This is a genomic window from Polyangium sp. 6x1 (assembly GCF_029946515.1).
In the GTDB taxonomy this organism is placed as follows: Bacteria; Myxococcota_A; Polyangia; order Polyangiales; family Polyangiaceae; genus Polyangium.
Map to the genome: position 1 here is coordinate 97,796 of NZ_JARZHH010000018.1, position 25,197 is coordinate 122,992.

The 25,197-nt window shown below is 70.1% G+C and carries 26 protein-coding genes; 12 read left to right on the forward strand and 14 right to left on the reverse strand.

The window, feature by feature from the left end:
- Position 1: 1 nt before the first annotated feature.
- Genes QHF85_RS18950 through gshB form a run of 4 tightly spaced genes read right to left on the reverse strand, consistent with a single transcriptional unit; the run spans position 2 to position 2,526 of the window.
- Positions 2-643, reverse strand: a complete 642-nt coding sequence (locus QHF85_RS18950; RefSeq protein ID WP_281328627.1) for a hypothetical protein — start codon at positions 641-643, stop codon at positions 2-4.
- Between the two features lie 52 nt (positions 644-695).
- Positions 696-1,184, reverse strand: coding sequence for a 2-amino-4-hydroxy-6-hydroxymethyldihydropteridine diphosphokinase (gene folK / locus QHF85_RS18955; protein WP_281328628.1), 489 nt, complete (start codon positions 1,182-1,184; stop codon positions 696-698).
- A 22-nt stretch (positions 1,185-1,206) separates the two neighbouring features.
- Positions 1,207-1,521: a hypothetical protein gene (locus QHF85_RS18960; protein ID WP_281328629.1), complete on the reverse strand. Its 315-nt coding sequence runs from the start codon at positions 1,519-1,521 to the stop codon at positions 1,207-1,209.
- Positions 1,522-1,575: 54 nt separating this feature from the next.
- Complete coding sequence (gene gshB, locus QHF85_RS18965) at positions 1,576-2,526, reverse strand: glutathione synthase (protein ID WP_281328630.1); 951 nt, start codon at positions 2,524-2,526, stop codon at positions 1,576-1,578.
- Between the two features lie 95 nt (positions 2,527-2,621).
- On the opposite strand from gshB, the gene ggt reads away from it, so the two are divergent.
- Entirely contained in the window at positions 2,622-4,418 is a 1,797-nt protein-coding gene (gene ggt / locus QHF85_RS18970; protein ID WP_281328631.1) for a gamma-glutamyltransferase, read from the forward strand.
- Between the two features lie 66 nt (positions 4,419-4,484).
- Here the strand turns inward: ggt and QHF85_RS18975 are convergent, their stop codons facing one another.
- From QHF85_RS18975 to QHF85_RS18985, 3 genes are read right to left on the reverse strand one after another with little or no spacing between them, the layout of a single operon-like run.
- Positions 4,485-5,348 carry an anti-sigma factor gene (locus QHF85_RS18975; protein WP_281328632.1) on the reverse strand — a complete coding sequence of 288 codons (864 nt, stop codon included), beginning with the start codon at positions 5,346-5,348 and terminating at the stop codon, positions 4,485-4,487.
- Positions 5,345-6,049, reverse strand: a complete 705-nt coding sequence (locus tag QHF85_RS18980; protein WP_281328633.1) for a sigma-70 family RNA polymerase sigma factor — start codon at positions 6,047-6,049, stop codon at positions 5,345-5,347. Before QHF85_RS18980 ends, QHF85_RS18975 begins: the two co-directional genes overlap by 4 nt.
- Before the next feature lie 30 nt (positions 6,050-6,079).
- A complete protein-coding gene (locus QHF85_RS18985; RefSeq protein ID WP_281328634.1) occupies positions 6,080-6,793 on the reverse strand; it encodes a polyhydroxyalkanoate synthesis regulator DNA-binding domain-containing protein in 714 nt (237 codons plus the stop codon).
- 102 nt (positions 6,794-6,895) lie between these two features.
- On the opposite strand from QHF85_RS18985, the gene QHF85_RS18990 reads away from it, so the two are divergent.
- The 4 genes from QHF85_RS18990 to QHF85_RS19005 all read left to right on the forward strand — a co-directional run bounded on the left by QHF85_RS18990 (position 6,896) and on the right by QHF85_RS19005 (position 12,670).
- Positions 6,896-7,708 carry an ABC transporter ATP-binding protein gene (locus QHF85_RS18990; RefSeq protein ID WP_281328635.1) on the forward strand — a complete coding sequence of 271 codons (813 nt, stop codon included), beginning with the start codon at positions 6,896-6,898 and terminating at the stop codon, positions 7,706-7,708.
- Positions 7,709-7,717: 9 nt separating this feature from the next.
- Positions 7,718-9,676 (forward strand): NADH-quinone oxidoreductase subunit H, encoded by a 1,959-nt coding sequence (locus QHF85_RS18995; protein ID WP_281328636.1) that lies wholly within the window; start codon positions 7,718-7,720, stop codon positions 9,674-9,676.
- Positions 9,677-9,884: 208 nt separating this feature from the next.
- Positions 9,885-11,498, forward strand: a complete 1,614-nt coding sequence (locus QHF85_RS19000; protein ID WP_281328637.1) for a hypothetical protein — start codon at positions 9,885-9,887, stop codon at positions 11,496-11,498.
- Positions 11,495-12,670: a serine protease gene (locus tag QHF85_RS19005; protein ID WP_281328638.1), complete on the forward strand. Its 1,176-nt coding sequence runs from the start codon at positions 11,495-11,497 to the stop codon at positions 12,668-12,670. The genes QHF85_RS19000 and QHF85_RS19005 overlap by 4 nt, the downstream gene beginning before the upstream one ends.
- 79 nt (positions 12,671-12,749) lie before the next feature.
- Here the strand turns inward: QHF85_RS19005 and QHF85_RS19010 are convergent, their stop codons facing one another.
- Together QHF85_RS19010 and QHF85_RS19015 are read right to left on the reverse strand one after the other, a co-directional pair.
- Positions 12,750-13,400: a hypothetical protein gene (locus QHF85_RS19010; RefSeq protein ID WP_281328639.1), complete on the reverse strand. Its 651-nt coding sequence runs from the start codon at positions 13,398-13,400 to the stop codon at positions 12,750-12,752.
- Between the two features lie 409 nt (positions 13,401-13,809).
- Positions 13,810-13,980, reverse strand: a complete 171-nt coding sequence (locus tag QHF85_RS19015; RefSeq protein WP_281328640.1) for a hypothetical protein — start codon at positions 13,978-13,980, stop codon at positions 13,810-13,812.
- Positions 13,981-14,054: 74 nt separating this feature from the next.
- Here QHF85_RS19015 and QHF85_RS19020 point away from each other — a divergent pair, with 74 nt between their 5' ends.
- A complete protein-coding gene (locus tag QHF85_RS19020) occupies positions 14,055-14,915 on the forward strand; it encodes an alpha/beta hydrolase (protein WP_281328641.1) in 861 nt (286 codons plus the stop codon).
- Positions 14,916-14,922: 7 nt separating this feature from the next.
- Here the strand turns inward: QHF85_RS19020 and QHF85_RS19025 are convergent, their stop codons facing one another.
- Positions 14,923-15,639: a hypothetical protein gene (locus QHF85_RS19025; protein WP_281328642.1), complete on the reverse strand. Its 717-nt coding sequence runs from the start codon at positions 15,637-15,639 to the stop codon at positions 14,923-14,925.
- A 138-nt stretch (positions 15,640-15,777) separates the two neighbouring features.
- Here QHF85_RS19025 and QHF85_RS19030 point away from each other — a divergent pair, with 138 nt between their 5' ends.
- The 4 genes from QHF85_RS19030 (at position 15,778) to QHF85_RS19045 (ending at position 19,321) form a co-directional block, all read left to right on the forward strand.
- On the forward strand, positions 15,778-16,320 hold the full coding sequence (locus QHF85_RS19030) for a zinc ribbon domain-containing protein (RefSeq protein ID WP_281328643.1): 543 nt from the start codon (positions 15,778-15,780) through the stop codon (positions 16,318-16,320).
- Positions 16,317-16,730, forward strand: coding sequence for a hypothetical protein (locus tag QHF85_RS19035; protein WP_281328644.1), 414 nt, complete (start codon positions 16,317-16,319; stop codon positions 16,728-16,730). Before QHF85_RS19030 ends, QHF85_RS19035 begins: the two co-directional genes overlap by 4 nt.
- Positions 16,731-16,812: 82 nt before the next feature.
- Positions 16,813-18,486, forward strand: coding sequence for a signal recognition particle protein (gene ffh, locus QHF85_RS19040; RefSeq protein ID WP_281328645.1), 1,674 nt, complete (start codon positions 16,813-16,815; stop codon positions 18,484-18,486).
- A 10-nt stretch (positions 18,487-18,496) separates the two neighbouring features.
- Positions 18,497-19,321, forward strand: a complete 825-nt coding sequence (locus QHF85_RS19045) for a carbohydrate-binding family 9-like protein (RefSeq protein WP_281328646.1) — start codon at positions 18,497-18,499, stop codon at positions 19,319-19,321.
- Between the two features lie 4 nt (positions 19,322-19,325).
- Here the strand turns inward: QHF85_RS19045 and QHF85_RS19050 are convergent, their stop codons facing one another.
- A complete protein-coding gene (locus QHF85_RS19050; RefSeq protein WP_281328647.1) occupies positions 19,326-20,606 on the reverse strand; it encodes an agmatine deiminase family protein in 1,281 nt (426 codons plus the stop codon).
- Between the two features lie 86 nt (positions 20,607-20,692).
- Between QHF85_RS19050 and QHF85_RS19055 the strand changes: the two genes are divergently transcribed.
- Positions 20,693-21,319 (forward strand): hypothetical protein, encoded by a 627-nt coding sequence (locus QHF85_RS19055; RefSeq protein WP_281328648.1) that lies wholly within the window; start codon positions 20,693-20,695, stop codon positions 21,317-21,319.
- 30 nt (positions 21,320-21,349) lie between these two features.
- On the opposite strand, the gene QHF85_RS19060 is transcribed toward QHF85_RS19055, so the two are convergent.
- From QHF85_RS19060 to QHF85_RS19070, 3 genes are all read right to left on the reverse strand, one after another.
- A complete protein-coding gene (locus QHF85_RS19060) occupies positions 21,350-23,005 on the reverse strand; it encodes a protein kinase (RefSeq protein ID WP_281328649.1) in 1,656 nt (551 codons plus the stop codon).
- 82 nt (positions 23,006-23,087) lie between these two features.
- Positions 23,088-23,570, reverse strand: a complete 483-nt coding sequence (locus QHF85_RS19065; protein WP_281328650.1) for a hypothetical protein — start codon at positions 23,568-23,570, stop codon at positions 23,088-23,090.
- A gap of 28 nt (positions 23,571-23,598) precedes the next feature.
- On the reverse strand, positions 23,599-23,958 hold the full coding sequence (locus tag QHF85_RS19070; RefSeq protein ID WP_281328651.1) for a hypothetical protein: 360 nt from the start codon (positions 23,956-23,958) through the stop codon (positions 23,599-23,601).
- Positions 23,959-24,145: 187 nt separating this feature from the next.
- On the opposite strand from QHF85_RS19070, the gene argC reads away from it, so the two are divergent.
- A complete protein-coding gene (gene argC / locus QHF85_RS19075) occupies positions 24,146-25,192 on the forward strand; it encodes an N-acetyl-gamma-glutamyl-phosphate reductase (RefSeq protein WP_281328652.1) in 1,047 nt (348 codons plus the stop codon).
- The last annotated feature ends 5 nt before the right edge of the window (positions 25,193-25,197 follow it).

A 25,197-nucleotide genomic window follows, 5' to 3' on the forward strand; every position in this document is an offset into this window, starting at 1 on the left:
GTCAGAGATTGAAGATCTCGGCGCAGCAGCTCGTTTCGATGCCACATCCGCTGTCTTCGGCGTTCATGCAGGTGCCGACGACCATGTCGCCCTTCGTGCACGTGCACGTCGTCATTCCGCCGCCGGCGGGCGTATCGCAGCTCGTCGAATAAGGCTCGCCCTTGCAGGTCGAGCTGCAGCCGCAGCTCGACGCGCCATCCGGCCCGGCGCCTTCGAAGCATTCTGCATCGTCACAGCCGTTCGCCGTCTGGCACGCCTGCTCGGCCTCGGCCTCGTCGGCGCACTCGGGCGGGGGTTCGTCCGGACAGGTCTTCAACGCGGGCGTATAACACGCCATGAGCGCGGCGGTCTCGTCCTGACACTCGGGACCGGCTTCTTCGAGGATATCCTCGCAGAACGTGGCGCAATCGCCGGGGGCCACCGGGCAGTTGTTGACCTCGGCGACGTGGCAGAAATCCATGCACGTCAGCAGGGGGTCGCCCATCGATCCGCCGTTGCCGCCAGCGCCGCCGCTGCCGCCGTTGCCGCCGGCGCCGCCCGAGCCGCCGGGCCCGTTATTCGTGACGTTACTGCCGCACGCGGCGAGGACCTGCGCAGCACCCAAAAGAAAAAGCCCAACCAAGGTAACGCGAAGCGTTTGCATGGCGCGACCATAGCCGCTCCGCGCAGCTATGTCGAGGACGCATCCGTGCGCCTTATGCTCGCGTAATTGGCAAGTGCGCCGCGGGGAGCTCGTCGTAACGTTTCCCCGTGCGCGGGTGCGCCGCGTCGGGAGCGACGTCGAGCAGCGGGCGGAGCGCGAAGACGCGGCCTTCGAGGCGCGGATGCGGGATTTCGAGGCCGGGTTCGTCGATGCATTCCCCCTCGATCCAGAGGATGTCGATGTCGATCGTGCGAGGCCCCCAGCGGACGGGATCCGGCCGGACACGGCCGAGCGCGCGCTCGATGGCCTGCGTTCGCGCGAGGACGTCACGCGCAGGCAAGGCCGTCGAGAGGAGGACGGCGCCATTCAAATAATCACCCTGAGGCGGGCCGCCCGCCGGAGGCGTGACATAGAGCGGCGAGCAGTCCACCACGACAAACCCCGGCGTGTCGCGCAGCTCGGCGACGGCGCGTTCGATCGTGGCGGCACGGTCGCCGAGGTTCGAGCCGAGGGCGAGGGCGATGCGCCGGGTGTGCTGCATGCGTGTCGTGTAGGGCGCGCGCTCAGTCGTGACGATCGGTCGCGCGGCGGCCATTCGAGGCGCGGCGGCCTTCGGGGCGCGGCGGGAAGGCGCGCCGATCCTCGCCCCAGCGGCGCGGGATGGGCGACCGGCGCTCGACGCCGCTGCCCGCGCGGACGGTGACGCCGACGAAGAGCGCGCGGAGCTCCTCGAAGGTCTCCGGGCGCGCGGCGACGACGGTGGCCGCGTGGCTGCGGCAAAGGTGGAGCGTGCGTCCCTCGACGTAGACGCGGACGAGCGATGTCGTCGCCGAGGCCTCGGCGGCGCAGACGGCGCAGGCGTGGGCAGGCGGGGCCATGCACGAACCCTCGTCGAGACGCGCCGCGCGGGCCAAGTTTTTTGGGCGGGCGGACTAACGCATGCGAGCGGTCTTCTCGACCCACTCGATGACGCGGGCGGACTGGTCCTGGCCGGTGAAGCGGCTGAGCTCCTGGATGCCGGTCGGGCTCGTGACGTTCACCTCGGTGAGGTGCTCGCCGATGACGTCGAGGCCGACGAAGTAGAGGCCGTCGGCCTTGAGGCGCGCGCCGACGGAGCGGACGAGCTCGCGCTCGCGCGGCGTGAGGTCGGTCGGGACGACGCTGCCACCGACGTGGATGTTCGAGCGGATCTCGTCGCCGCGCGGGACGCGGAGGATCGCGCCGAGGGGCTCGCCGTCGAGCAGGAGGATGCGCTTGTCGCCCGCGGACACGGCCGGCAGGAACTCCTGCACCATGGCGAGCCGCTGGCCCTCGCCCGTGAGCATGTCGGCGATGGCGCGGGCGTTCTTGTCGTCCGAGCGGAGCATCATGACGCCCCAGCCGCCGGCGCCGTCGAGCGGCTTGATGACGGCGCTGCCGCCGACGTCGCGGACGAAGTCGTGGATCATGTCGCGATCGGCGGTGACGAGCGTCTTCGGCGTCCACTCGGAGAAGCCGAGCGCGTAGAGCTTCTCGTTCGCGTCGCGCAGGCCCCGCGGGTCGTTGACGATGAGCGTCTTGCCGCGGGCGGGCTCGAGCATGAGCGTCGCGTAGAGGTAGGCCTGGTCGAAGGGCGGATCCTTGCGGATGAAGACGGCCTCGACGTCGTGCAGCGGGAGGCGCTGCGCGCCCTCGTCCCGGCGCAGCGTGATGTACGGCGACTCGGGGAGGATCTCGACACGGTGCGCCGTGGCGAAGGGAAAACCCTGCGAGACGTAGAGGTCCTGCGGCAAGCAGTGGAAGCTCTGATGACCCCGGGCCTGCGCCGCGCGGATGAACGCAAAGGTGGTGTCTTTGTCGTGCGTCACGCGGGCGAGCGGGTCCATCACGAACACGAAGCGCATGGTTTGGCTCTCCTCATCCGGCCGAGGTTGATCCCCGCGGCGCGGCCGGGGCATCCTAGCGCACGCGCGGGGCCCCCGCGCAGAGGAGCTGTACCATGCGAACTCTCCGTGCCCTCTCGACGGCATCGTTTGCCGCCGCCCTCGCGCTGCTCATCGCCTTGCCCGGCTCAGGCTGCAGCGCGCCGGCCGCGCGCTCGCCCGACGAGGCCACGGCGAAGGCCCCGCCGCCCCCCGCGCCGACGCCTGCCGCGCCGTCCGCGAGCCTGATCCCCCAAGGATCCGCGCAGGCGCCCGCGCCTGCCGCGCCTGCCGCGCCGACGAAGCACAAGTTCGCCGTGGCGACGGAGAACGCGACGGCGTCGGCGATCGCGATGGACGTGCTCGCCCGCGGCGGGAGCGCCGTCGACGCGGCGATCGCGGGGGCGCTGGCGATCGGCGTGGTGCACCCCGTGTCGAGCGGGCTCGGCGGCGGCGGGTTCGCGACGGTGTACGACGCGAAGACGAAGGAGATCCGGATCCTCGATTTCCGGGAGACCGCGCCGAAGGACCTCGTGCCCACGGAGCTCGCGAAGCGGCCGGTGCCCGAGGAGCAGCGCGGCGTGATGACGGGCGTGCCCGGCGAGGTCGCGGGGATCGCGGAGATGCACGCGCGCTGGGGCAAGCTCGCGATGGCCGATCTCGTGCGCGGCGCGGCCGACACAGCAGAGAAGGGTTTTCCCGTGAGTGCGCACATGGTCCGCGCGCTCAAGTGGAACGAGAAGTGGCTGCTCGCGGCGCCGCGGTACGGGCTCTTCGCGAAGGCCGGCGCGATCGTGCCGGTGGGCGAGACGGTGAAGAACCCGGCGCTCGCCGCGACGCTGCGGAGGATCGGCGCCGAGGGGAAGAAGGCGTTTTACGAGGGGTCGATCGCGGCCGACATCCTGGCCACGGCGCGGGCCGGCAAGTGCCGCATGACGAAGAAGGATCTCGAGGACTACAAGGTGCTCGATCGAGAGCCGCTGCGCACGCAGTGGGAGGGCTACGAGGTCGTCACGATGCCGCCGCCCTCGGCAGGTGGAGTGATGATGCTGGAGACGCTGCACATGCACTCGAAGGCGGATCTCGCGGCGCTCGGGCACAACACGGGGGCGTACACGCACCTGCTCGCCGAGACGATGCGCGGCGCGGTCGCGGATCGGGTGCGGCTGCTCGGTGATCCGAGGTTCGTGAAGATGGACGTGGCGAAGATCGTGAGCCCCGAGCGGATGAAGGCGCGGCGCGCGAAGATCTCGATGACGTCGACGACGAAGGCCGAGAACTTCCCGGTGAACGACGCGGGCACGACGCACATCGTGACGGTGGACGCGGAGGGGAACGTCGCGTCGATCACGACGACCGTGAACAACATGTTCGGCGCGCAGCTCGTGACGGAAGGCGGGTTTCTGCTGAACGACGAGCTCGCGGACTTCACGGCCGAGCGCGTGGAGAAGCTGTTCGGCATGTCGAAGGGGCCGAACTATCCGAAGGGCGGAGCGCGGCCGACGTCGAGCATGACGCCGACGATCGTGACGAAGGACGGGAAGCCCGTGCTCGCGCTCGGCGGTTCGGGCGGCACGCGCATCGCGACGGGCACGACGCAGGTGCTCTTGTCGCACCTCGTGTTCGGGATGCCTGTGGACAAGGCCGTGGCCGCGCCGCGCTTCGAGACGCCGCCGACGGGCGGGCTGTTCATCGACGCGGCGATCGGGACGGAGGTGCTGCAGGACCTGGAGAAGCGCGGCGAGGTCGTGGACACGAGCAAGCCGAACTTCTCCGCGGTGCAGGCCGTGTCGATCCAGGAGGGCCCGGACGGAGCGCGGGTGCTCTCGGTCGGCGCCGATCCGCGCAAGGGCGGCGTCGGGCTCGTGCAGTAGGGAGGGTTTGTCGGGAAGGGGAGGGTATCGCCCGGGTTTGTCCCGGCGATACCCCTCTTTTCGTTGTTACTGCTGAGCAGCGGCGAGGACGAGCTGCGCGCTGCGTTCGTCGTCGAAGTCCGTCGCGAGCGCGTATCCGACGCCGCTCTTCTCGGCCGCCGCGACCGAGTAGCCGCGGAGTTTGCCCACGTAGACCGGACGCTCGCGCACGACGCGTGGCTCGAGGCGCGTGGCGCGCATCGGCACGGCGCGCGGATCGAAGACGTACACCGTGACGCGGTGTTTGCCGTCGACCGTGTATTGCAGGAGCGCCGCGCGTTGATCACGCATCGCGTGCACGCGCGCGCCGTTGAAGCTCGCCACGAAGGGCTGGAACGCAGGCCGACGAACCGGCACGCCGACGAGCGGATCGAAGCGGATGAGCTCTTCGGGGTTCGTCGTCTCGGGCGGCAAGGGATGCGCGTGAAGCGCGACGAGATCGTCGAGCAACGAGTCCATGCCAGCCGCCGTGACCATCTCCGTCGTCGCGCCACTTCGCGCGAGCTCCGGCGTGGCCACGTCCTTCTGGTTCTTCGCGGCCGCCACCGTGAGCGCGACGCCGGCCGCAGCCGCGAGCGTCGCCGCGTATTTCCAGCTCACGAGCTTCGGCGAGTGGACCTCGCGATCGGAGTCCTTCACGCGTCGCTTCTCGGCGAGCATCGCCGCGTGGATGCGCGCGCGCATCGCGTCAGGGACGCGCTTCGCGGCCGTGCGCTTCATGCTCGCGCGCATCGCTCGCAGGAACGTCACGCGCTCCGAGCACGTGCCGCAACGGAGGACGTGCGCCTCCATGTCGACTGCGTGTCCGGGATCGAGCTCTCCGTCCACGTACGCCGACATGCAACGCGAGAACAACGAGCACTCGTCGGTCATCACCTTGAGCCCATTCATACCGCAGCACTCCGCTTCCGCTTCCGGTACGCCGCGAGGTCCGTCGGGGCCTGGTCGGCCTTGTTCGTCGAGCCCTCGCTCACGATGCCCATGGCGACCGCATGGTCGCGTAACGTCTTCTGCAAGAGCTTCCGGCCGCGATGCAGCCGCGACATCACCGTGCCGATCGGCGTGCCCATCGCATCGGCGATCTCCTTGTAGGAGAGCTCCTCGATGTCCGAGAGCACGACGGCGATGCGGAACTCCGGCGGCAGGTCGTCGAGCGCGCGCTGCACCTCGGCCTCGACCAGCGGCGCGAGGGCCGCCGTCTCGGGGTCGCGCATGCCGCGCATCGTCGTCGCCCCGATCCATCCGTCGGTCAGCGAGTCGACATCCGGTCCTTCGAGGATGTCGCGCTCGAGTCCGCCGCGGCGGTAGCGGTTGATGAAGGTGTTCGTGAGAATGCGAAGCAGCCAGGCCTTGAGGTTCGTGCCCGGCTCGAACTGGTCGCGGGCGCGCATGGCCTTCACGACCGTGTCCTGGACGAGATCCTCGGCCTCGGTCGTGCTTCGCGTCATGCGGCAGCTCACCGCATAAAGCGTGTCGAGGTGGCCGAGCAGCTCCACCTCGAACGTGTCGATCCCCGGAGAACCGCTCCCGGCGCCCGAGATGCTCAGGTCCTGGGCGACCGAGGCTGGCTTTTTACTGAAGAAAAACGCCATCGCGTGCTCCCAACAGGAGCCCCCCGCCGCCTATTCCTCGGTCGAGGTTTCAGGCTGCGCGGGCGTCTCGGGCGTGTGGGTTGGATCACCGCCGAGCTTCCGCACCAGGGCTTCGAGCTCCTCGACGCGCTGCGAGAGGCGCTGCACGTCGGACTGGAGGTCGCGGAAGAGGCCGACGCCGGGCAGGATGTGACGGATCCGCTCGTCCACGGCGTGCTGCCACTGGTCGAGGGTCTGCTTCGAGCTCTCGACGATCTCGGACAAACGCGCCTTCGCGCCCTGGGCGGCCGCGGCGGGTTTGTCCGCCTCGGTCGGAGCGGCGGCGACAGGCGCCGGCGGCGGCTGCGTGGGGGGTTTGTCCGGAGCGCCCGGCGCGGCTGCCTCGGCGGGGGCGTCTTCCGGTCCGCCTCCCGGGATGAGCCGCCCGATCGGGCCGTCACGGAGGGTGTTGAGCAGACGCTCGCCGCGCTCCTGGATCAGGTCCCGCAGCGTCCCGAGAGGCACGCTGCGCGGCTGCGACTTGAGGTCCTCCGAGATGATCAGCGCCAGCGTGACCTCGGTCTTGTCCTCCTTGGTCGCGTTGTCGATGATCTGGACCTCTTCGCCGGCACGGACCATCTCCCCGATCTGCTGGAGGGTCACGTAGCGGCTGTCCTTCGTATCGTACAACTTACGGTTGGAGTACCGCTTGATGACGCGTCGCGGCGTCGCACTGGCCCCGGAGGTCTCCTTCACCGTATCCATGATCTCCCCTTCGCGCTGCGATCGAATTGGACCACCTGTAACGCATATGTGCAAGGTGATGACAGCGTGAATCGTCCGAGGGCCTGAAATGTCGCGGTTGCCATGAATGCCATCGAACTATCCGGGGTCTCGGTTCGCTACGCGGCAGGCGGCTTGGCGCTCGAGAACATCGACTTTTCCGTGCGAAAAGGCGAGATTTGCGCGGTCCTCGGGCCGAACGGCGCCGGAAAGTCGACGCTCGTGAAGGTGATCTCGGGCGCACTCCCGCCCCAGCGTGGCGAGGTACGTGTCCTCGGCGAGCCGCTCGCGCGGATGGAGCGTCGGGAGATCGCGAAGAGGATCGCGCTCGTGCCGCAGTCGTCGGAGCCGGCGGTGGGCTTCGCGGTGCGTGAGATCGTGATGATGGGGCGTGCGCCATACCAGGGCGCGTGGATGCGCGCGTCGAAGCACGACGAGGAGGCCGTGGAGAGGGCGATCGCCGCGTGCGAGCTCGAAGCGCTCGCGGATCGGCGCGTCTCGGAGCTGTCGGGCGGCGAGCAGCAGAGGGTCGCGATCGCGCGGGCGCTCGCGCAGGAGGCGCCGGTGCTCTTGCTCGATGAAGCGACGGCGCACCTCGATGTGCGGCACTTCCTCGCGCTGTCGGAGCTCGTGTGGCGCGAGGTGCGCGAGCGAGGGCTCGCGTGCCTGATGGTGCTGCACGATCTGAACGCGGCGGCGCAGTACGCGGATCGGATCGCGCTGCTCAAGGCCGGCAGGCTCGTGGCGCACGGGTCGATCGAGGAGGTCATGACGTACCGGCGCCTCAAGGAGGTGTTCGAGGTGGAGCTCTTCGTGGGCGTGAACGAGCTCGACAACGCACGGTATTTCCTGCCGGTTCGCCCTCAACTTGGCCCTTTGCCGCGGCGCGATGGATAAGCCCGGGTCATGCCCGGTCATGGAAGGATCACGCTCGCCCTCGCCTGTCTCCTGGCGATCGGCTGTAACGTGAACGACACCGCGCCCGACCTCCTGCGGGTGGTCGACGTGGCGCCGCGCGAGCTCGAGTCGGGCGATCGGCTGGAGGTGCTCGGGACGAACCTGCCGACGGGAGAGGCGCGCGAGGCGACGATCACGTTCCGCGGGACGCTGAAGCGGCCCGGAGAAGCGCCGATCGAAGGGCAGACGATCGTCGTCGACAAGGCGAGGATCTCGACCGACAAGGTGAGCGCCGCCGTGAGCGAGGCGCTCGTGGCGCGGTTCTGCGGGCAAGGCGACGACGCGGCGCACACGACGTTCCACGGCGACGTGAAGGTCACGCTGGAGACGAAGGCCGAGGGCGCGCTGCCGGTGACGGGGTCGGTGAAAGACGTGACGATCGACGTGCGGCCGAAGGCGCCGCGACGCGCGATCGCGCTGGCCCGCGAGCGCGACGGGCAACGAGCGCTCGATTTCCTGGGGATCACGGTTTCACCGGACGCACCGACGTCGAACGGGATCATCGTGGCGGCGGTTCGTCCGGACAGCCCCGCGGCCGCAGCGCGGATCGAGGGCGGCGACGTGATCACGAGCTTCGAGGGCGTGAAGGTGACGAGCGTGGCCGACGTGGTCCCGAGCGGTGAGGAGCGCGCGCCGCTCGTATCGGTGCGGCGCGGCGCCGAGGAGCCGCGGGTCGTGCCGATCTCGATCGAGGGCTTCCACGCGAGCGCGCCTTCGGACCTGCTCGGCGCGGCGATCGTGCTGGGTTTGTCCGCGGCGACGTTGCTCGTGTTCGCGACGCCGCTCGGCGCGCTCGTGGCGTGGCTCGTGCGGCGCGTGGCGTCGCGGCTCGCGTCTCCGCGGACCGGGAAGAAGTCGCCCGTGCGCTCGCCGGTCGCGCGGCTCGCCTCCGAGGTGCATCGCGAGGTGGCCTCGGCGATCGCGCCGCCGGACGCCGATCCGATCCTGTCGAAGCTCGCCCCGGTGCTCGCGTTCGCGGCGATCTCGGCGACGTTCGTGGTGATGCCGTTCTCGCAGCGGCTCCTGGGCGCGGACCTCGACGTCGGGATGCTCTTCCTGCTCGCGCTCGTCGCGCTGCTCGGGCTTGGGTTCGTGACGGGTGGATCGCTCGCGGGCGAGCGCTGGTCCGTGCTGCGAGCTCTGCGCGGCGCGGGCAGGGTGCTCTTGCAGGAGCTGCCGGCCGTGGTGGCGCTCGTGTGTGTCGTGTCGAGCACGGGATCGCTGCGGCTCGAGGACATCGTGGCGGCGCAGGGCGGGCAGGGAGGATCGCCGCTCGACGCAGGCGGGTGGCCCTGGCACTGGTTTGTCTTCCGAAACCCGGCGACGTTCGTGCTGTTCCTCGCGTACGTGACGTCGATGATCACGGCCGACGGGCGCACGTCGGGCGCGCTCCGGGAGGCCGAGGCGAGCGGGGACGAGCTCGCGCCGCCGGCCAAGGTCGGCGCGCGGCAACTCTTGTTCTACTTCGGCGAGTGGGCGCACGTGTTCGTCGCGTGCGGGATCGCGAGCGCGATCTTCCTCGGCGGCTGGCAGCTTCCGGGCGTGGCGGGCGCGACGCAGGAGAGCGCGGGCGCGCTGAAGATCGTGGGCGCGCTGCTCTTCTTGCTGAAGAGCTGGGGCCTCGTGCTGACGGTGGTGTGGCTGCGCTGGGCGCTGCCGCGTCTCTGCGCAGAGGAGCGGTCGCGGATCGCGCTGCGCTGGTTCTTGCCGCTCGCCCTCGTGGCCTCGGCGTTCGTGCTGCTCGGCGCCGTCGCCACGACGACGATCGGGTTCGGCCGGAACGCAGGGCTCGTGAGCGGCGTGGTGACGTTCGTGACCTGGGCCGCGTTCGCGGCGCATTTCGTGCGGCGGATCCAGGTGGATCTGCGGGAAACGCGGTCCCCGCTGCACCTGAACCCCCTGATCTGATCCGGGCGAACGGCGCCGGAAAAAGCGGCGCGGATCACGGCGCTCGCACATTGTGCCCGCGGCGGGCCGCGTTCGCTTTATCCTCTGCGCGGTGGGAGCCGCGAGCCGATCGGCCCGGGAGTTCTGCACGGTGTGCGGATGGCCCGTCCACGGGCCACGCTGCGACGCCTGCGGAGAGTACCGCGCCCCGCTGGCGCTCGAGGACTCGATGCGCAGGTTCGTGCCGCGCGGGCACGCCTCGCTCGATCCTTTCGGGCTGGAGAGGGCGACGGAGGCGTTCCGGCGTGGCGAGTATGCGCGCGCGCTCGGCATCGTGGCCTCCGCCGAGTCGAACCTGACGGCGCGCGCGGTGAACCTGCCCGAGGGGCCGGGCTGGGCGCTCATCGGCAAGGAGTCGAGCGTGTTCCTGTCGCTCGACATGCAGTCGATGCACCTCATCGTGGAGTCGCCCGTGGCGCGCCTGCCGCGCAGCCAGCGCGTCCCCGCGATGCGGCTCTCGCTCGAGCTCTGCGACGCCGAGGCGATGACGTCGCGCGTGTGCCTGCGGGACGATCTGCTCCTCCTGCGCTTCGTCACGCAGCTCGGCGCGGCGTCGCCGCCGCTCGTGCGGCACGTGATCCGCGAGATGATGGCGACGTCGGAGCGGTACGCGGAGATCTTCGTGGCGTCGTTCGACGCGCGCACGGCGGCGCACGGAGATGCGCGCGGCGGCGGAGGGTGGGAGTCGCTCGGGAGGAAACGAACGCTCTCGACGTTGCAGCCGGCGCCGCAGCGACGCTCGGTCGTGCCGCCGCCGCCGTCGACGCTTCGGCCCGCGGACAACGCGCCGCCGCCGGACGACGATCTGCCGCCGATCCTCGCGCCGGCCTTCGCGAACGAGGGAGCGCGAGGCCCCGCCGCGGAGGAGGAGCTGCCGCCGGTGCTCGCGCCGTTCCGCCTCTCCGATACGTGGCGCGGCGAGGACGGGGTGCCGCCGGTGCTCGCGCCTCCCGAGAATGTGCCGCAGACCGCGCGGCTCGGTGTCCCGCAGACGTCCGCGTTCGCCGCGCCGCCTCCGCCTGATCGCGAGCCGCCGCCGGAGACTGCGCGCCTCGGCGCGATCCCGTCGCTCACGACGCCGCTGCCGTTCGCGACGCCCGTCGCGCGTCGGCGCACGGTCCCGGGGATGCCCGCGGTCGAAGGAGCGGCGCGTCCCGGCTCGCCGGACCTCGACGACCTGGCCGCGCGCCGGGCCCTCACGCCCGCGGACAAACTCTGCGAGCTCTTGCATCAGGCGCAGGCGCTCGCGACGGCGCTGAGCTACGAGGAGCGGCCCGCGACGATGCTCCTGCTCGTGCGGGCCGCGGTGTACCGCGGGATCTACGAGTTCGGCGAGGCCGTCCCTGACGCGGTCTCGTACCTCTACCGGAACGCGTCGGGCGTGACGCGGGCGATCTGGCCGAGCGCGTCGCCCGGCGGCAAGCGCCCGTCGTCGCCGATCCCGATGGCCGAGCCGGCGCTGCTCGCGATGGAGCGGATCGTCGCGGCGCGCGCGCAGCTCCCGAAGGAGCGGGCGTTCATCGTCGAGCCGCTCGCGACGGCGGCGCAAGCGCGCGAGCACCTGTCGAAGTACGTCGAAGAGATCGAGCTCGCGCCCCAGGACGCGACGCTCCGCCACTTCCTCGCGCTCGGCGCGCTGACGGAGCTGCTCACGCGGACGCGCTTGCCGGCGCAGACGTTGCAACGGTTGAAGGAGATCGTGGCGCACGCGCATCGCGACGTGCCCAAGCAGGCAGCGCTCGATCTGATGATGACGGCGCTGAAGAGGATCGCGTCCGGATGAGCTCGCGTATCGCCTCGTCGCTCGGAGATCTCATGCAGCACGGCGGCCCGGAGGAGAGCGTGCTCGGCGTCGCGCGGCGTGGCGTCGTGACCGTGACCTCGGGGACGTCGAGCGGCACGGGGTGGGTCGCGCTCGGCAACGGCGTGATCGTGACGAGCTGGCGAACGGTCGGGTTCCAGGCCGAGGTGACGCTCTCGACGGAGGAGGGCAGGCGCGCGTCGGGGCGCGTCGTCGCCGTGGATGCCGAGCGTGATCTCGCGTTCGTGCTCCCGCTCGAGGCGATCGGCGCGGCGCCGCTCCCGCTGCGCGCCGATCCGTTGCCGCGGCTCGGCGAGGCCGTCATGACGTTGATCGCGGCGCCCGGCGACACGCTCGTGACGGCGACGGCCGTCGTGTGCGCCGAGGGGCGCGGCGGCGAGCTCGCCGCGCTCGATCCGGATCTCGGCGCGCGTGCAGGGCGCGGGGGATCGCCCGTGATCGACGCGGCGGGGCGCGTGATCGGCGTGATCACGACGGCGCGGCGGAGCGGCCGAGATTCGCTCGATCGATCGCGCTGCGTCTTGCCTGTCGGTCTCCTCTCGCGCGACCTCCGCGCGCTCGACGTGCCAGCGTCCGAGCTCGGCGAGCGCACGCTCATCCATCGCTGCCCTGGTTGCACCGAGGCGTTCTCCGCGGACAACGATCGTTGCGAGTCGTGCGGGATTCTCCTGCCGCACGCCTTCGAGAGCGAGTCGGCGGGGGCCGAGCGCGTGGTGCGCGACGCGCTCGTCGCGCTGGGGATCGTCGCGAACAAGGCGCGCGTGGGGCCGCGGGCGTGGCGCATCCATCATCGCGCGCTCGGCGGAGACGCGACGCCCTCCGAGGTCACGGTGCGCCTCGACGGCGCGGGCTTGCAGGTGATCTTGCGCGTGCCGCTCGTGCGTTTGCCCTCGGCGAACCACGAGCCGTTCTACCGGCTCCTCCTCACGGCGAACGATCAGACCTCGGGCGTGTGTCGCCTGTCGCTCGCGGGGGACGTCGTCGTGCTCTCGTTCTCCGAGCCCGTCACCGCGTTCGCGAGCGAGCACGACGTCGCCGCGGTCTTCCACGATCTCGTGCGGCTCGCGGATCAGTACCGCAAGGTGCTCGCCGAGCTCTTCGGCGCCGAGCCTCTCCGCGACGGCTCGTGGTGATCACGCGCTCCGAAAAGAGAGCCCGATCCCGGGCGAACCGAAGCCCGGGATCGGGTGGAGGAGCCGACGACCGCGACGATCACTTGCCCAGGAAGCTACCGCCCCTGCTGGGGATGTACTGACCGCCCTTGCTGGGCGGTGCGTACTGGCCACCGCCGCTGCTGGGGATGTACTGGGCTCCGCCCTTGCTGGGCGGTGCGAACTGGCCACCGCCCTTGCTGGGCGGTGCGAACTGGCCACCGCCCTTGCTGGGCGGGGCGAACTGGTTGTCGCTCGGACCGACGTCGTACTGGTCGCCCTGGTCGCCGTACTGGTCGTCGTACTGGTCGCCTTGATCGTCGTACTGATCGCCGTACTGGTCGTCGTACTGATCGTCGTACTGGCCTCCGTCGTTGCCGGGGCCGTACGGCATGCCGCCGTTGCCCGGCCCGTACTGCGCGTCGCGCGGCCCGTACTGCACGCCGCCCTTGCTCGGGCCGTACTGCGTGTCGCGCGGCCCGTACTGCAAGCCGCCCTTGCTCGGCCCGTACTGCACGTCGCCCTTGCCGACGTACGGCGCACCCTTGCCGGGGCCGAACTGCACGTCGCCCTTGCCGACGTACACCGCGCCCTTGCCGTACCCGCGATCGGCATCGCAGCCTGCGCCATCCGCCGAAGCCTCGCCGATGCTCAGGAAGGGTGCGCTCGTGGCGATCGCCGCCGCCAGGAGGAGCTTGATCGAGTTCTTCATCGAGATACCTCTCCTTGTCTCGGGTGCTGCCCTCGCTCGGCGTGCGCCGCGCGCAGGGGACGACGCCTCGCGACGAGCTCCACGCTCGTCGTCGAAGCGCTCGCTCGCGTCCCCATGCAAGGTGGTGGCCGTCGGCCGATCGGACTTCGCGCATCCAGCCTGCGTGAACGCGCGGCCTCGCACGCGGGGAATTCACGAACCACGCGGCGAGCGCTTTCCACGAATCGACCCGCTTTGGAGCCGCGTCCGCCCCGAGGCGATCAAAGCCGCCCCCGGCGTTTCGCAGCGCGTTCGTCCGGCGCGTTCGGGCGTGCGCCGATTTTGCCCCCGTCTATCCGCCGACGACCCGAGCGTGCGCACACGCGCCGGACACGTCGAAGATCGCCGAGCGGGACGTACGTGTCCGTCGTCAGTCCTTCTGCGTCTTCTTCGAAACGACGGCCGCGAAGACGAGCCCAATCGGGCCGAGCACCGCGCACGTGAGGAACCAGAAGCAGCCCCCGCGCCCCTTCGTCGTGGCGATCCAGGCGCCGAGGATGCCGCAGAGCAACCAGACCGGAATGCCGAGCTCGAGCTTCATCACCGCTGACGCTAGCACGCAGACGCGCATCGCGCGGTTCGCCCGCCCCGGCGCGCCTCGTGTAGCCTCTCCGCATGCCTGAGACGAAGACGCTCGACCTCGGCGACGTCGAGCTCTCCTGCACCGTGCACGGCGACGGACCGCTCGTCCTCTGCGCGCACGGCTTCCCCGACGACGCGCGCTCGTTCCGCGCCCAGATCGATCCGCTCGTCGCGCGAGGCTTCCGCGTCGCGTGCCCGACGATGCGTGGCTACGCGCCGAGCGGCATCCCGAAGAGCCATCGATACGACGCCGAAGCGCTCGGCCGCGACCTCTGCGCGCTCGCCGATCGACTCTCGCCCGGCGCGCCCGTGCGCCTCGTCGGCCACGACTGGGGCGCCCTCGCCGCCTACGCCGCGACCGCGCTCGCGCCCGCGCGCTTCTCCCACCTCGTCACGATCGCGGTGCCGCACCTCGGCGCCACGTTGCCCAGGCTCGCGCAGCCCGCGCAGCTCCGTCGCTCCTGGTACACCGCCTTCTTCCAGCTCCGCGGCGTCGCCGAGCGTGGCCTCGCGAAGAACGACTTCGCGCTCATCGATCGCCTCTGGCGCGACTGGTCCCCCGGCTACGTCGCCTCGCGCGAGGATCTCGACATCATCAAGGCAGGCATCGCGCCCCGCGTCTCCGAGGTCATCGCCTACTACCGCGCGTTCTTCACGCCGAGCGCGCTCTTCGGCGCGTCGCGACGCCTGCTCCTCGCGAAGACCACCGTGCCGGCGATCCACATCCACGGCGAGGACGACGGCTGCGTCGGCGTCGAGCTCACGCGCGGCATGGAGAAACATTTCCTCGCGGGCATCCGCGTGCACACCGTGCCGCGCGCGGGCCACTTCGTGCACCTCGAACGACCCGAGGTCGTGAACCCGATCCTGCTCGAGTTCTTCAACGCTCCCTGACGCGCACCTACCGCGCTTCGCCGTCTCGCACCCGCGCGAGCACGCGCACGATGCCCGCGAGGTTCCACGCGGCAAAGCCGAGGAAGAGCGCGACCAGCGCGACGGCCCAGCGCGACGCGCGCGGCGAGCTCCCGTCGATGAGCACCCAGGCATCGTCGGGCACGTTCTTGTTCGTCTGCGCGTGCACCGCTTCGGGCAGGCGCGCGTGGCGCAGGCCTGCTTGACGGAACGGGACGAGCCTGCCGGCGAAGCTCGTCGGCGGCACGAAGCGCGGACCCTCGAAGCCCTCGGGCACGCGGATCTCCACCCAGATCTTGTCGTTGCCCGCGACGGGCGCGAGCCGGAACGAGTCCCCTTCCGCCGCGCGCCCGTAGCGGATCGCGCCCGTCGTGCCGAGCAGGCCCGTCGCGCGCACGTAGCGGTTGTCCAGATCCGCGCCGGGCGTGAGCGTCGCGAGGTCCGGCACCTCCATGAGCTGGCCCGGCGTGAGCGCGTAGCGCGCTTCTCCAGACAGCACGAACGCCATCCATGCGGCCGCGAGCGCCGTGATCCCCATCAGCACCACCGTCGCCGTGCGCTCGCGTTTCGGCGGCGCGGGCAGCGCGATGAGCTCGGGATCCGACCCCGCGGCGTCGAGGGCAGGCGGGCGGGGCGCGGTCAGGGTGGGCGACGGATCGCGGGGCACGAGCAGGGGCGTGGGGGGGGCGTAGGGGTGTCCGGTCACGAGTATAACCGACGGACATCTCCGGGCGGGCGCGGTTCCTTCGTCCTCGCGTCGGATTTCGGCGCCTGCCCGTCCGGTTCCTCGGGGCCGAGCGGGGGATCTCTTGCCCTCGTGCCCTCGCTTTTCTAGCCTACGCGCGTGGCAACGTCCGCGAAGAAGCTTTCCTCCGTCGTCTGCCCCTCCTGCGGGGCGACGAACTCGCCCGTCCCGCCGAGCGGCCGGTGCGTCTCGTGCGGCGCGTCGATGGAGCTCGGCCGGAGCCGCGACGACGGTGAAGGCCGGCGCGGCGGCGACGGGTTCAGCGTCGCCTGGGCCGGCATCGCGCTGCTCGTGCAGGCCGTCCTCACGGCGGCGATCGTCGTCGGCCTGCCGATGGTCGTCAGCGCCTTCGACTTCGAGGGCCGCTACGGGATGATGATCGCGGTGCCCGTCTGGTTCGTCGGGGGCATCCTGCTCGGCATGATCTCGCCCGGAAAGACGGTGGCCGAGCCCGTCGTCGCGACGCTGCTCGTCGCGATCCCCACGGTCTTTCAGCTCATGAAGTCGCAGACCGTCCGGACGCTGCCGCTCTTCATGTACGTCATCCTCGCGGTGATCGGCGTGCTCTTCACGATGGTCGGCTCGTACATCGGCGAGCGCATCCAGATGGGCCCGGCGCCGAAGCGCGCGGGCGCGGATTGATCCGCCTCCGCCCGCACCTCCTCGCCCTGGGCTTCACCTCCGCCCTCGGCTGCGCGTCCGCCGAAGCCGAGGAGGAGCGCGCGCTCGTCGCGGCGATCGAGTCGCTCCGCGACGCGCCGGCGGAGGACCTGGCGGGACGGAAGAACCTCCTCTCGACGCTCGAAAAGAAGCCGGCGAAGAGCCCCGAGGCCTTGCGAGCTCGGGACCGTTGCGTCGAGGCGTACCGACTCCTCCTCGAAGGCAAGGAGGGCACCGAGGGCGTCAAGCGCGCGCTCGGCGGCCCGGGTCCGGTGCCCTCGACCCTGCTCGCGGACCTCGCCGCGGCCGAGGAGAAGATCAAGAAGAGCAGCGACGAGGCCATGCCCGCCTGCGAAAAGGCGGCGACCGAGCTGCGCCTTCGCCGCCGCTGACGGAGTTTTCGGAACCAGGCAAGGGAAAACGCGAGCTGGGGGGTACGGGACACGCGCGCCTCGTGCTAAAGAGCGCCCCCGTATGTTCGACACGCTCGCCCGAGGTTTTCGTCAGGCCCGCAACCGCCTCGCGGGGCTCACGGAGCTCACGGACTCCAACATCGAGCCCGCGCTCCGCGAGGTGAGGCTCAGCTTGCTCGAAGCCGACGTCGAGATCGGCGTCGTGAAGGCCTTCCTGAGCCGCGTGAAGCAGAAGGCCGTCGGCCGCACGCTCGACGCGAAGGTGAAACACGAGGGCGAGACCCTGCAGGTCTCGGCGAGTGATCACTTCGTCAAGATCTGCCACGACGAGCTCGAGGCCATGATGTCGCACGAGGGCGAACCCGTCGTGTGGGCGTCGGGCCGTCCGACCGGGCTCATGATGGTCGGCCTCCAGGGCTCTGGAAAGACGACGACCTGCGCCAAGCTCGCCCGCTACATCGCGAAGCAGGGCAAGAAGCCCATGCTCGTCGCGGCCGACATGCAGCGCCCGGCGGCCGTCGAGCAGCTCAAGGTGCTCGGCAACCAGATCAAGATCCCGGTCTTCAACATCGCGGGCAAGTCGCCTGTCGAGATCTGCGCGGCGGCCGAGGCCGAGGCGAAGAAGCTCGGGCGCGACGTCATCATCTACGACACCGCGGGCCGCCTCGCGATCGACGAGAAGCTCATGCAGGAGCTCGCGGAGATCAAGTCGAAGGTCGCGCCGGACAACATCTTCCTCGTGGTCGACGCGATGATCGGCCAGGACTCGGTGAAGACGGCGCGCGCCTTCCACGAGCGTCTCGGCATCAGCGGCGTCGTGCTGACGAAGCTCGACGGTGACGCGCGCGGCGGCGCGGCGATCAGCATCAAGGAGGTCACGGGCGCGCCCGTCCTCTTCAGCGGCGTCGGCGAGACGACGGACAAGTTCGAGGAGTTCCGCGCCGACGGCATGGCGAGCCGCATCCTCGGCATGGGCGACGTCGTCGGCCTCATGCAGGACTTCGAGCAGGTCGTCGATCAGAAGAAGGCCGAGAAGGACGCCGAGCGCTTGCTCCAGGGCGACTTCTCGCTCGACGACTTCCTCGAGCAGGTCCGCATGATCCAGAAGATGGGGTCGCTGAAGGACCTCGTCGACAAGCTCCCGCTCGGCGGCATGTTCCCGGGCGGCCTGCCGAAGGACGTGAACCTCGACGACAAGGAGCTCGTGCGGATCGAGGCGATCATCCAGTCGATGACGCGGTTCGAGAAGCGCGATCCTTACGCGCTCATCCGCGAGCCGCGGCGTGCCGAGCGTATCGCGAAGGGCTCGGGCACGAACGCCGAGGCCGTCGCGGAGCTCGTGCAGAAGTTCCTGTTCATGAAGCAGATGATGTCGGGCCTCGGCCAGAACATGGGCCTGATGGGCAAGATCCCCGGCATGAAGCAGATGGCCCAGATGCGGAACATGCAGAAGGCCATGGCCGGCATGGGCGGCGGCGGCGGCATGCCGGGTTTCCCGGGCATGGGCGGCATGCCGGGCATGCCGGGCGGCTTCCCCGGGATGGGGATGCCGGGCTTTCCGGGCATGGGCATGCCGGGGTTCCCTGGGATGGGGATGCCGGGCATGGGCATGCCGGGCGGCGGCGCCGAGGGGCCGAGCATGACGAAGATGCGCACGCTCAGCCAGGCCGAGAAGAACCAGAAGAAGGCGCAGCGCAAGCGCGAGCGCGACGCGCGGAAGAAGGGCCGGAAGTAAAAGGCCGCGCATGCGTCGATTCCTCTTCGTCGCGTGCGCGCTCGCCGTCGCCGCGTGCTCGCGGGATCCGGGCGGCGGCAAACCGGAACAGCAAGCGGGCGGGACGGGCGCGAAGAGCGCGTCGGCCGAGGATCCGCGGCGCGTGATCAAGGAGATCGCCGTGAAGGCGATCTCCTCCGGCGAGGCGATCACGATCGACGGCAAGCTCGACGAGCCTGCATGGGCGAAGGCCGCGGACACGGGTCCGTTCGTCGACGTCTCGTCTGGCGCGCCAAACCCGCGGATCCCGGTGCAGGGCGGCGCGCGGCTCCTCTGGGACGATCAATACCTTTACGTCGGCTTCGACGTGAAAGACACGACGATCCGCGGGGGTTTTCCCACGGACGCGCCGGATCCGCACCTCTGGGAGCGCGACACCGTCGAGGTCATGATCGACCCCGACGGAGACGGCGACAACAAAGACTATTACGAGATCCAGGTCAACCCGCAGAACCTCGTCTTCGACTCGCAGTTCGACGATTACAATCGTCCCCGGGGCGGCAATGCCGGCCCCTTCGGGCACCAGGACTGGAGCGCCGGGCTCGAGAGCGCGGTCGTCCTGCGCGGCACGATCGACGCGGACGAGGACAAGGACGAGGGGTACACCGTGGAGGCGCGGATCCCCTGGAAATCATTCGCCAAAGCGAAAGCTTCGCCGCCCGCGCCCGGGGATGCCTGGCGGATGAATTTTTATGCGATGCAGAACAACGGCGGCGTCGCCTGGTCCCCGATCCTCGGGATGGGGAATTTCCACAAGGCGTCGCGGTTTGGCCGGGTGAAATGGGTGCGCGAGTAGCCGCTCAGAGCGGCTCCTGCTGCGTGATGCAATGAACGCCGCCGCCGCCGAGGTTCACGGCCTCGGCGTCGATCGGGACGATTTTCCTCCCGGGAAAAACCTCCCCGAGGATGCGCTGCGCAGCCTCGTCCTTCTTTTTCACGCGCGGCGATCGCCCTTCCTTGAAATAGACCTGGACGAGCACGACGCCATTCGTGACCAGGAAATTCAGGTAACTCGTCGACACGATGACCCGCACCGGCGAGCCCTTCGGAAAGGTCACGCCGCTCGTGTATCGCATCCTCTTCATGGCCTCGTAGACGCCGTCGCCGGGCCGGAGCGTGTCGTAGAGCGGCTCGGGCATCGGGACACGCACGATCCGGAAAGGACGGCCGTCCTGATCGACCGACGCCTCGATCGCCGCGCGCGCCTTTTCGAGCCGCTCGCGCGTCATCGCGCGGATTGCATCTTCCCGCGCCTCGGCCTCGGTCACCTCGCCGAGCAGGATCGTGTGGGCGTCGGCGAAACGCGCATACTCGTCGATGTGCCCTCCCGGCGTGAGCGGCGTGTAAATGCCTCCTGGCAGCGGCCCTTCCCACGTCGCGTCGTCCTCCGCGATTCCTTGCGGCAGCCACACGAAATGCTTCGCGCCGAGCGTCCTTCGGAATTCCGCTTCGATCTGCTCGCGCGAGAGCCCCGGGTTTCGTTGCCGCTCCACCTGCTCCGTGAGCATCAACGTCCCCGCGCCGTTCGACTCCCGATCGCCCCCTTCGCTCGACAGGCTCGACCGCACGACCGGCAGGCCCCGCAGCGCTGCCACGTTTCGATCGACGGCGTCCTCGATCAACCCCGTTCGGCTCGATCGATCGAAGCCGGGATATCCCCAGGCATTGAACGCGTAATCGACGACCGCGCGTCCGCCGCCGCTCGTCCTCACGAAGATCGGCCCCATGTCGCGCAGCCAGATGTCCGCGTGCGGCACGGCGTGGATTCGTACGTGATCGGACGGCACGGCGTCGCGGGCGAGCCGCTCCCGGATCACGCCCGCCTCGGCCTCGTCCTGGGCGAGCAGGTCGACCGACACGTGACCGTGGAGCGCGCGGAGGATGTCCTCCACGACGGGCTCGGTCGGGTGACCTGCCTTGTTCTGGTAGGTCGGCCAGGCGAGCCAGATCGACGCGTGCGGCTCGAATTCGGCCGGGAACGAATACGTTTCTCCGGGCTCCGCCCGCGGTGCGGCGGCCTCTGGGGCCGTCGTACACGCCGCGATCCCGAGGCCAAGGAGAGCGAGGGCGAGGAAGCGCATGGCAGGCGCGATTCGTACCACGAGCGGTGGGGGCTTGGGGGGGAAGGAACGAGAGGTTCGCGCGAAGTTGAGTTATCGTCGCACGCATGCGAATGTTTTCGGCACTCTTGGGGATGGGCCTTCTGGGCGCGGCGAGCTTGCTCTCCGCGTGCGAAGGCGACTCGACGAACAACGATTCGGGGGGCGCGGGGGGCGCGGGCGGCGCCGGTCCGACAATACAGGCCTGTTACGATTACTGTGACGCGCTCGAAGCGAACAGCTGCCCGGATGCGTCGGACACGTGCATGAAGCGGTGCGACGGCTTCATCGACCTTTACACCGCCGAATGCGAGGACGAACTGGGTGCGGCCTACGCCTGCCTTCTGCCATTCGCGTCGACTTGCGCGGACGACCAGGGCGCGTGCAAGGACGCGTGGGACACGTTCGAGACGTGCGGGGGGATGCACGGGTGTCTCATCCTGGGCTCGGACTCGTGCCCGGGAGACGTGGACATGAACGGCGACGTGAACTGCGGCTGCGGCAACCTCTGCTTCAACAAGACCTACGAGACCGACTGCTCGGCGCCTGCCGGCGGCACGATGACCTGCAAATGCCTCGTCGACGGCGTCGAGGTGGGCACGTGTGACGAGGGAGAACAGCAGTCTTGCAAGTCTGCTACGAGGGGCTGCTGCCAGGCCGAATATTTCAAGATTCCCCCACCGTGGGGGTTCTGATTCCGCCCCCCAATTTCGTGGGCAGGTCTGTCAGGCGTCGCTCTGCAATGCCGCCCGCGACGCGCGCTCGATCAAATCGGTCGCCGACTTCTCCAGCGGATCGACCCGCTCGGCGCCCACGCGCAGCCGCAGCGTGAGTCGCCGCGTCTCCTTGCGCTTGCCGAACTCCTCGCGGAGCTTCTCGCTGAGCGCCTTCGCGAGCGCGCGGGAGAACTTGCTGCCCGCGTCGGGCACGATGAGCACGAGGCTCGACGGCCCGTACCGGCCGAGGAAGTTCTTCCGCCCGTAGAGCCCGTGCAGCGTCGTCACGAGCTCGCGCACGTCGGCGTCGATCGACGCCTTGTCCCGCGTCGGATCGAGGCCCCGGAGCGGCAGCTCGAAGACGACGATCGAGAACTTCGTGCCCGTCATCTTCGCCTTCGCGATCGCCTCGTCGAGCGTCAGCCGCAGGTAACGCTCGCTGTAGGCGCCCGTCGCGGGATCGCGAAACAACGGGACGTTGTCCTCCCAGCTCTCGTCGACGGGCTTCGCCTTGCTCTTCGGCGGCTTCGACGAGCCCGAGGGCGGCGCGGGCGCGTCGGCGTAGAGGAGCGGTTTGTCCGCGGGCGGCGGGCGCAGGGGCGCGGGCGGGTTCGCGATCGCCGCGTCGGCGTAGAGGAGCGGTTTGTCCGCGACCGGCACCGGACGGACGGCGGACACGGGCGGCGCGTGGCGCGGGCTCGACGGCGGGGGCAGGGGCATGGCGATCATGGCGTTCGAGGTCACGACGCCGAGGGCCTCGCAAAGCTCGGCGATCGCCTGCGTCGCGCGCTCGGGCCGCTTCTGCGGCTCGAGGTTCGTCGTCCGCGAGAACCAGGCGTCGAACGGGGGGGGGATCCGCACGCCGCGCCGCGCCGCGCGGGTCGTCGCCGGCTCGGGCGGACCCGCCATGATCCGCTTGAACAGCACGAAGAGCGAGAGCGAGCTCTTCGCCTCGCTCATCCAGTACGCCTCACCCGAGAGCAGCGTGTAGGCGAGGTGGCCGAGCGCGTAGACGTCGGCGCGCGGGCCGATCGCGCCGTCGCCCTGGACCTGCTCGGGCGCCATGTAGAGCGGCGTGCCGACGATCGCGGTGCGGCGCTGGAACGTCGTCTCCACCATCACCTTCGCGACGCCGTAATCCAGGATCTTCACGCACGGGCTGCCGTCGTCGCGCGTCGTGATGAACAGGTTTTCGGGCTTGAGATCCCTGTGCACGATGCTCGCTGCGTGCGTCTTGTCGAGCGCGATCGCCGTCTGTCCCAGGTAGAGCACGACCTCGGCCGGCGGCAGCGCGCCGCGGCGCGCGATCATGCTGCCGAGCTCTTCGCCCGAGAACAGGTCCATCACGAGGAACGGCATGCTCGTGCCGTCGTCGATGCCCGCGTCGGAGACCTGCACGATGTGATCGCTCTCGATGCCGCCCGTGATCGTGGCCTCCTGCGCGAATCGCTCGCGCAGGATCGGGTCCTCGATGGTCCCGGGCAGCATCACCTTGAGCGCGCGCCTGCGACGCGTCGCCTCGTCGGCGACCTCGTAAACGGCGCCCATGCCGCCCGCCTTGATGCAGCGGATGACGCGGTATCGGCCGTGAAAGAGCGCGTCGGGTACGAGCACGTGGGCGAGGCGACGCCTTGCCGGGAAGCCGGAGGCGAGCGCGGAGAGCATGGATGAAGATGGGGCCGCAGATCAAGGCCGACGCGTCTGCCTCCGCACGAGCCTCGCGTCCTTCTGCCGCGCGTCCCTTGGATCAGGGAGCTTCTTCGTCGACGTCCGCGCTCGATGCGGCCGCGTCGACCGAGAGCACCGTCAGCATCGACGACGACGGGAAGTCCGTATCGACGAACGTGTCGGTACCTTGATAGATGCGGAAGGGCCGCAGCGGCAGCGTGGTGCTCACCTCCGACCCGTCGGAGGCGATGAGCTTCGCGTCGCCCACGTACGTCCCTTCGGGCAGCGTCACCGTCATCTGCAGCTCTTCGCACGGCTGATAGGCGCGCGCGACCATGCGGCCGGACGTGTCGCGGATGATGAGCTCCATGCGATCGGCGCCGTAGGTCCTGCAGAGGCGCCCGTCGAGGCGCCCTCCGAGCGACCAGCGCTGCGTCACCGTCCCCGTGTCGCGGGTGACGGGCACGTAGATGCCCCCCTCGGCCTGGCACCCCATCGTGGCGGGGGCGAGCGAGAGGACGAAGGCCACGGGGCCTGCCCATTTCAGGATCGAATCGCGCATGGAAAAACCTCCCCCTGTTTGTCGCCGATCAATGCGGCCGATACTCGCGACGAAGCTCGCGAGGTTGCGTCGGCTGCACCGGCGGATAGCCGTACTCGACCGCGGGCGGCGGAACGGCGCGCGGCGGCGCGGTCTGGACCCGCGTGCGGTACATCGCGAGCTCCGGCGGCTCCTCGAGGAACGTCACCCAGCCGTTATCGGTCGGCCAGTACCAGCGCCCCTCGACCAGGTACGCGAGCCGGCCCCGATACTCGACGGCCGGGTACCTGTTCACATCGACGGGAACGGCCTCCGCATACGCCACGTCGTACCCGCCCACGTTCGGGGTCCCGGCCGACAATGTCGCGATACAGCCGGCCGCCAGCATCGAGAATGCGAGGACGGGCAAGAGCAGCCACGCGCCGCGTCCTCCCCGATTCGCTCGCCCATATCGTCCGTCCTGGGCGCCTACGTTGCATCTGATCCGCACAGGTCACCTCGCTTGCGGCTCGGACGAGCAACCGAGGTGCCATCCTCCCGGCGGGCACGCACAACCGTTTGACAAGGGCGCCGTCGGTCAGTAGGGAAGCGCGCCCGTGAGTGCGTCCAAAGTCCCCGTCTCGATCCTCGGCGTCAGCGGCTTTGCCGGCAGCGAGCTCGCGAGGCTCGTCGCCGACCACGCATCGCTCTCGCTCGTGGGCGTCGCCGCGGATCGATGGCAGGGATCGAAGCTCGGCGAGCGCGTGCGCGTGCCCGCGAGCGCCTCGAAGCTCCCTGTCGCGCCGATGAGCGACGCCGTCGCCGTGGCCCGGCAGAGCGAGGTCGCGCTGCTCGCGACGCCCGCCGAGGTCTCGGCCAAGCTCGCGCCGGAGCTGCTCGCGCACGGCGTGCGCGTCGTCGACCTCTCGGGCGCGTTTCGCCTGGAGGATCCGGCCGCGTATCCGCGCTGGTACGGCTTCGAGCACCCGGCGCCGGAGCTGCTCGCCGAGGCGCATTACGGCCTGCCCGAGGTCGCCTCCGCCTCGACGCGCACGGGCGGCGCGAAGGACGCGCGCCTCATCGCGAACCCCGGTTGCTACGCGACGGCGGCGATCCTCGCGCTCGCGCCGCTCGTCGAGGCGGGCGCGATCGACCCGGCTTCGATGTACGTCGACGGCAAGAGCGGCGTCTCGGGCGCGGGCCGCAAGGTCGAAGAGCGGCTCATGTTCATGGAGGTCGACGAGAACCTCTCGGCCTACCGCGTGGGCAACCACCAGCACACGCCCGAGATCGAGCAAGCGCTCTCCCGCGCGGGCCGCGTGCGCGCCTCCGTGACGTTCGTCCCGCACCTCTTGCCCGTGCGCCGCGGCCTGCTCGTCACGGCCTTCGCGCGCCTCTCGGGGGCGGTCCCGCACGACCAGATCGAAGCGCTCTTCCGCCGCGCGTACGGCCCCACGGACCTCGTCGAGGTGCGCGCGCCCGAGGACGTCACGCTCGCCCAGGTCGCGTACACCCCGTATGCGCGCCTCGGCGTCCGCGCCGACCGCGAGCGTGGCACGGTCGTCGTCACCTCTGCGCTCGACAACTTGCTCAAGGGAGCCGCCTCGCAGGCGCTCCAGAACCTCTGCGCCATGATCGGCGCGCCGCCGCTATCGCCGCATTGACAGAC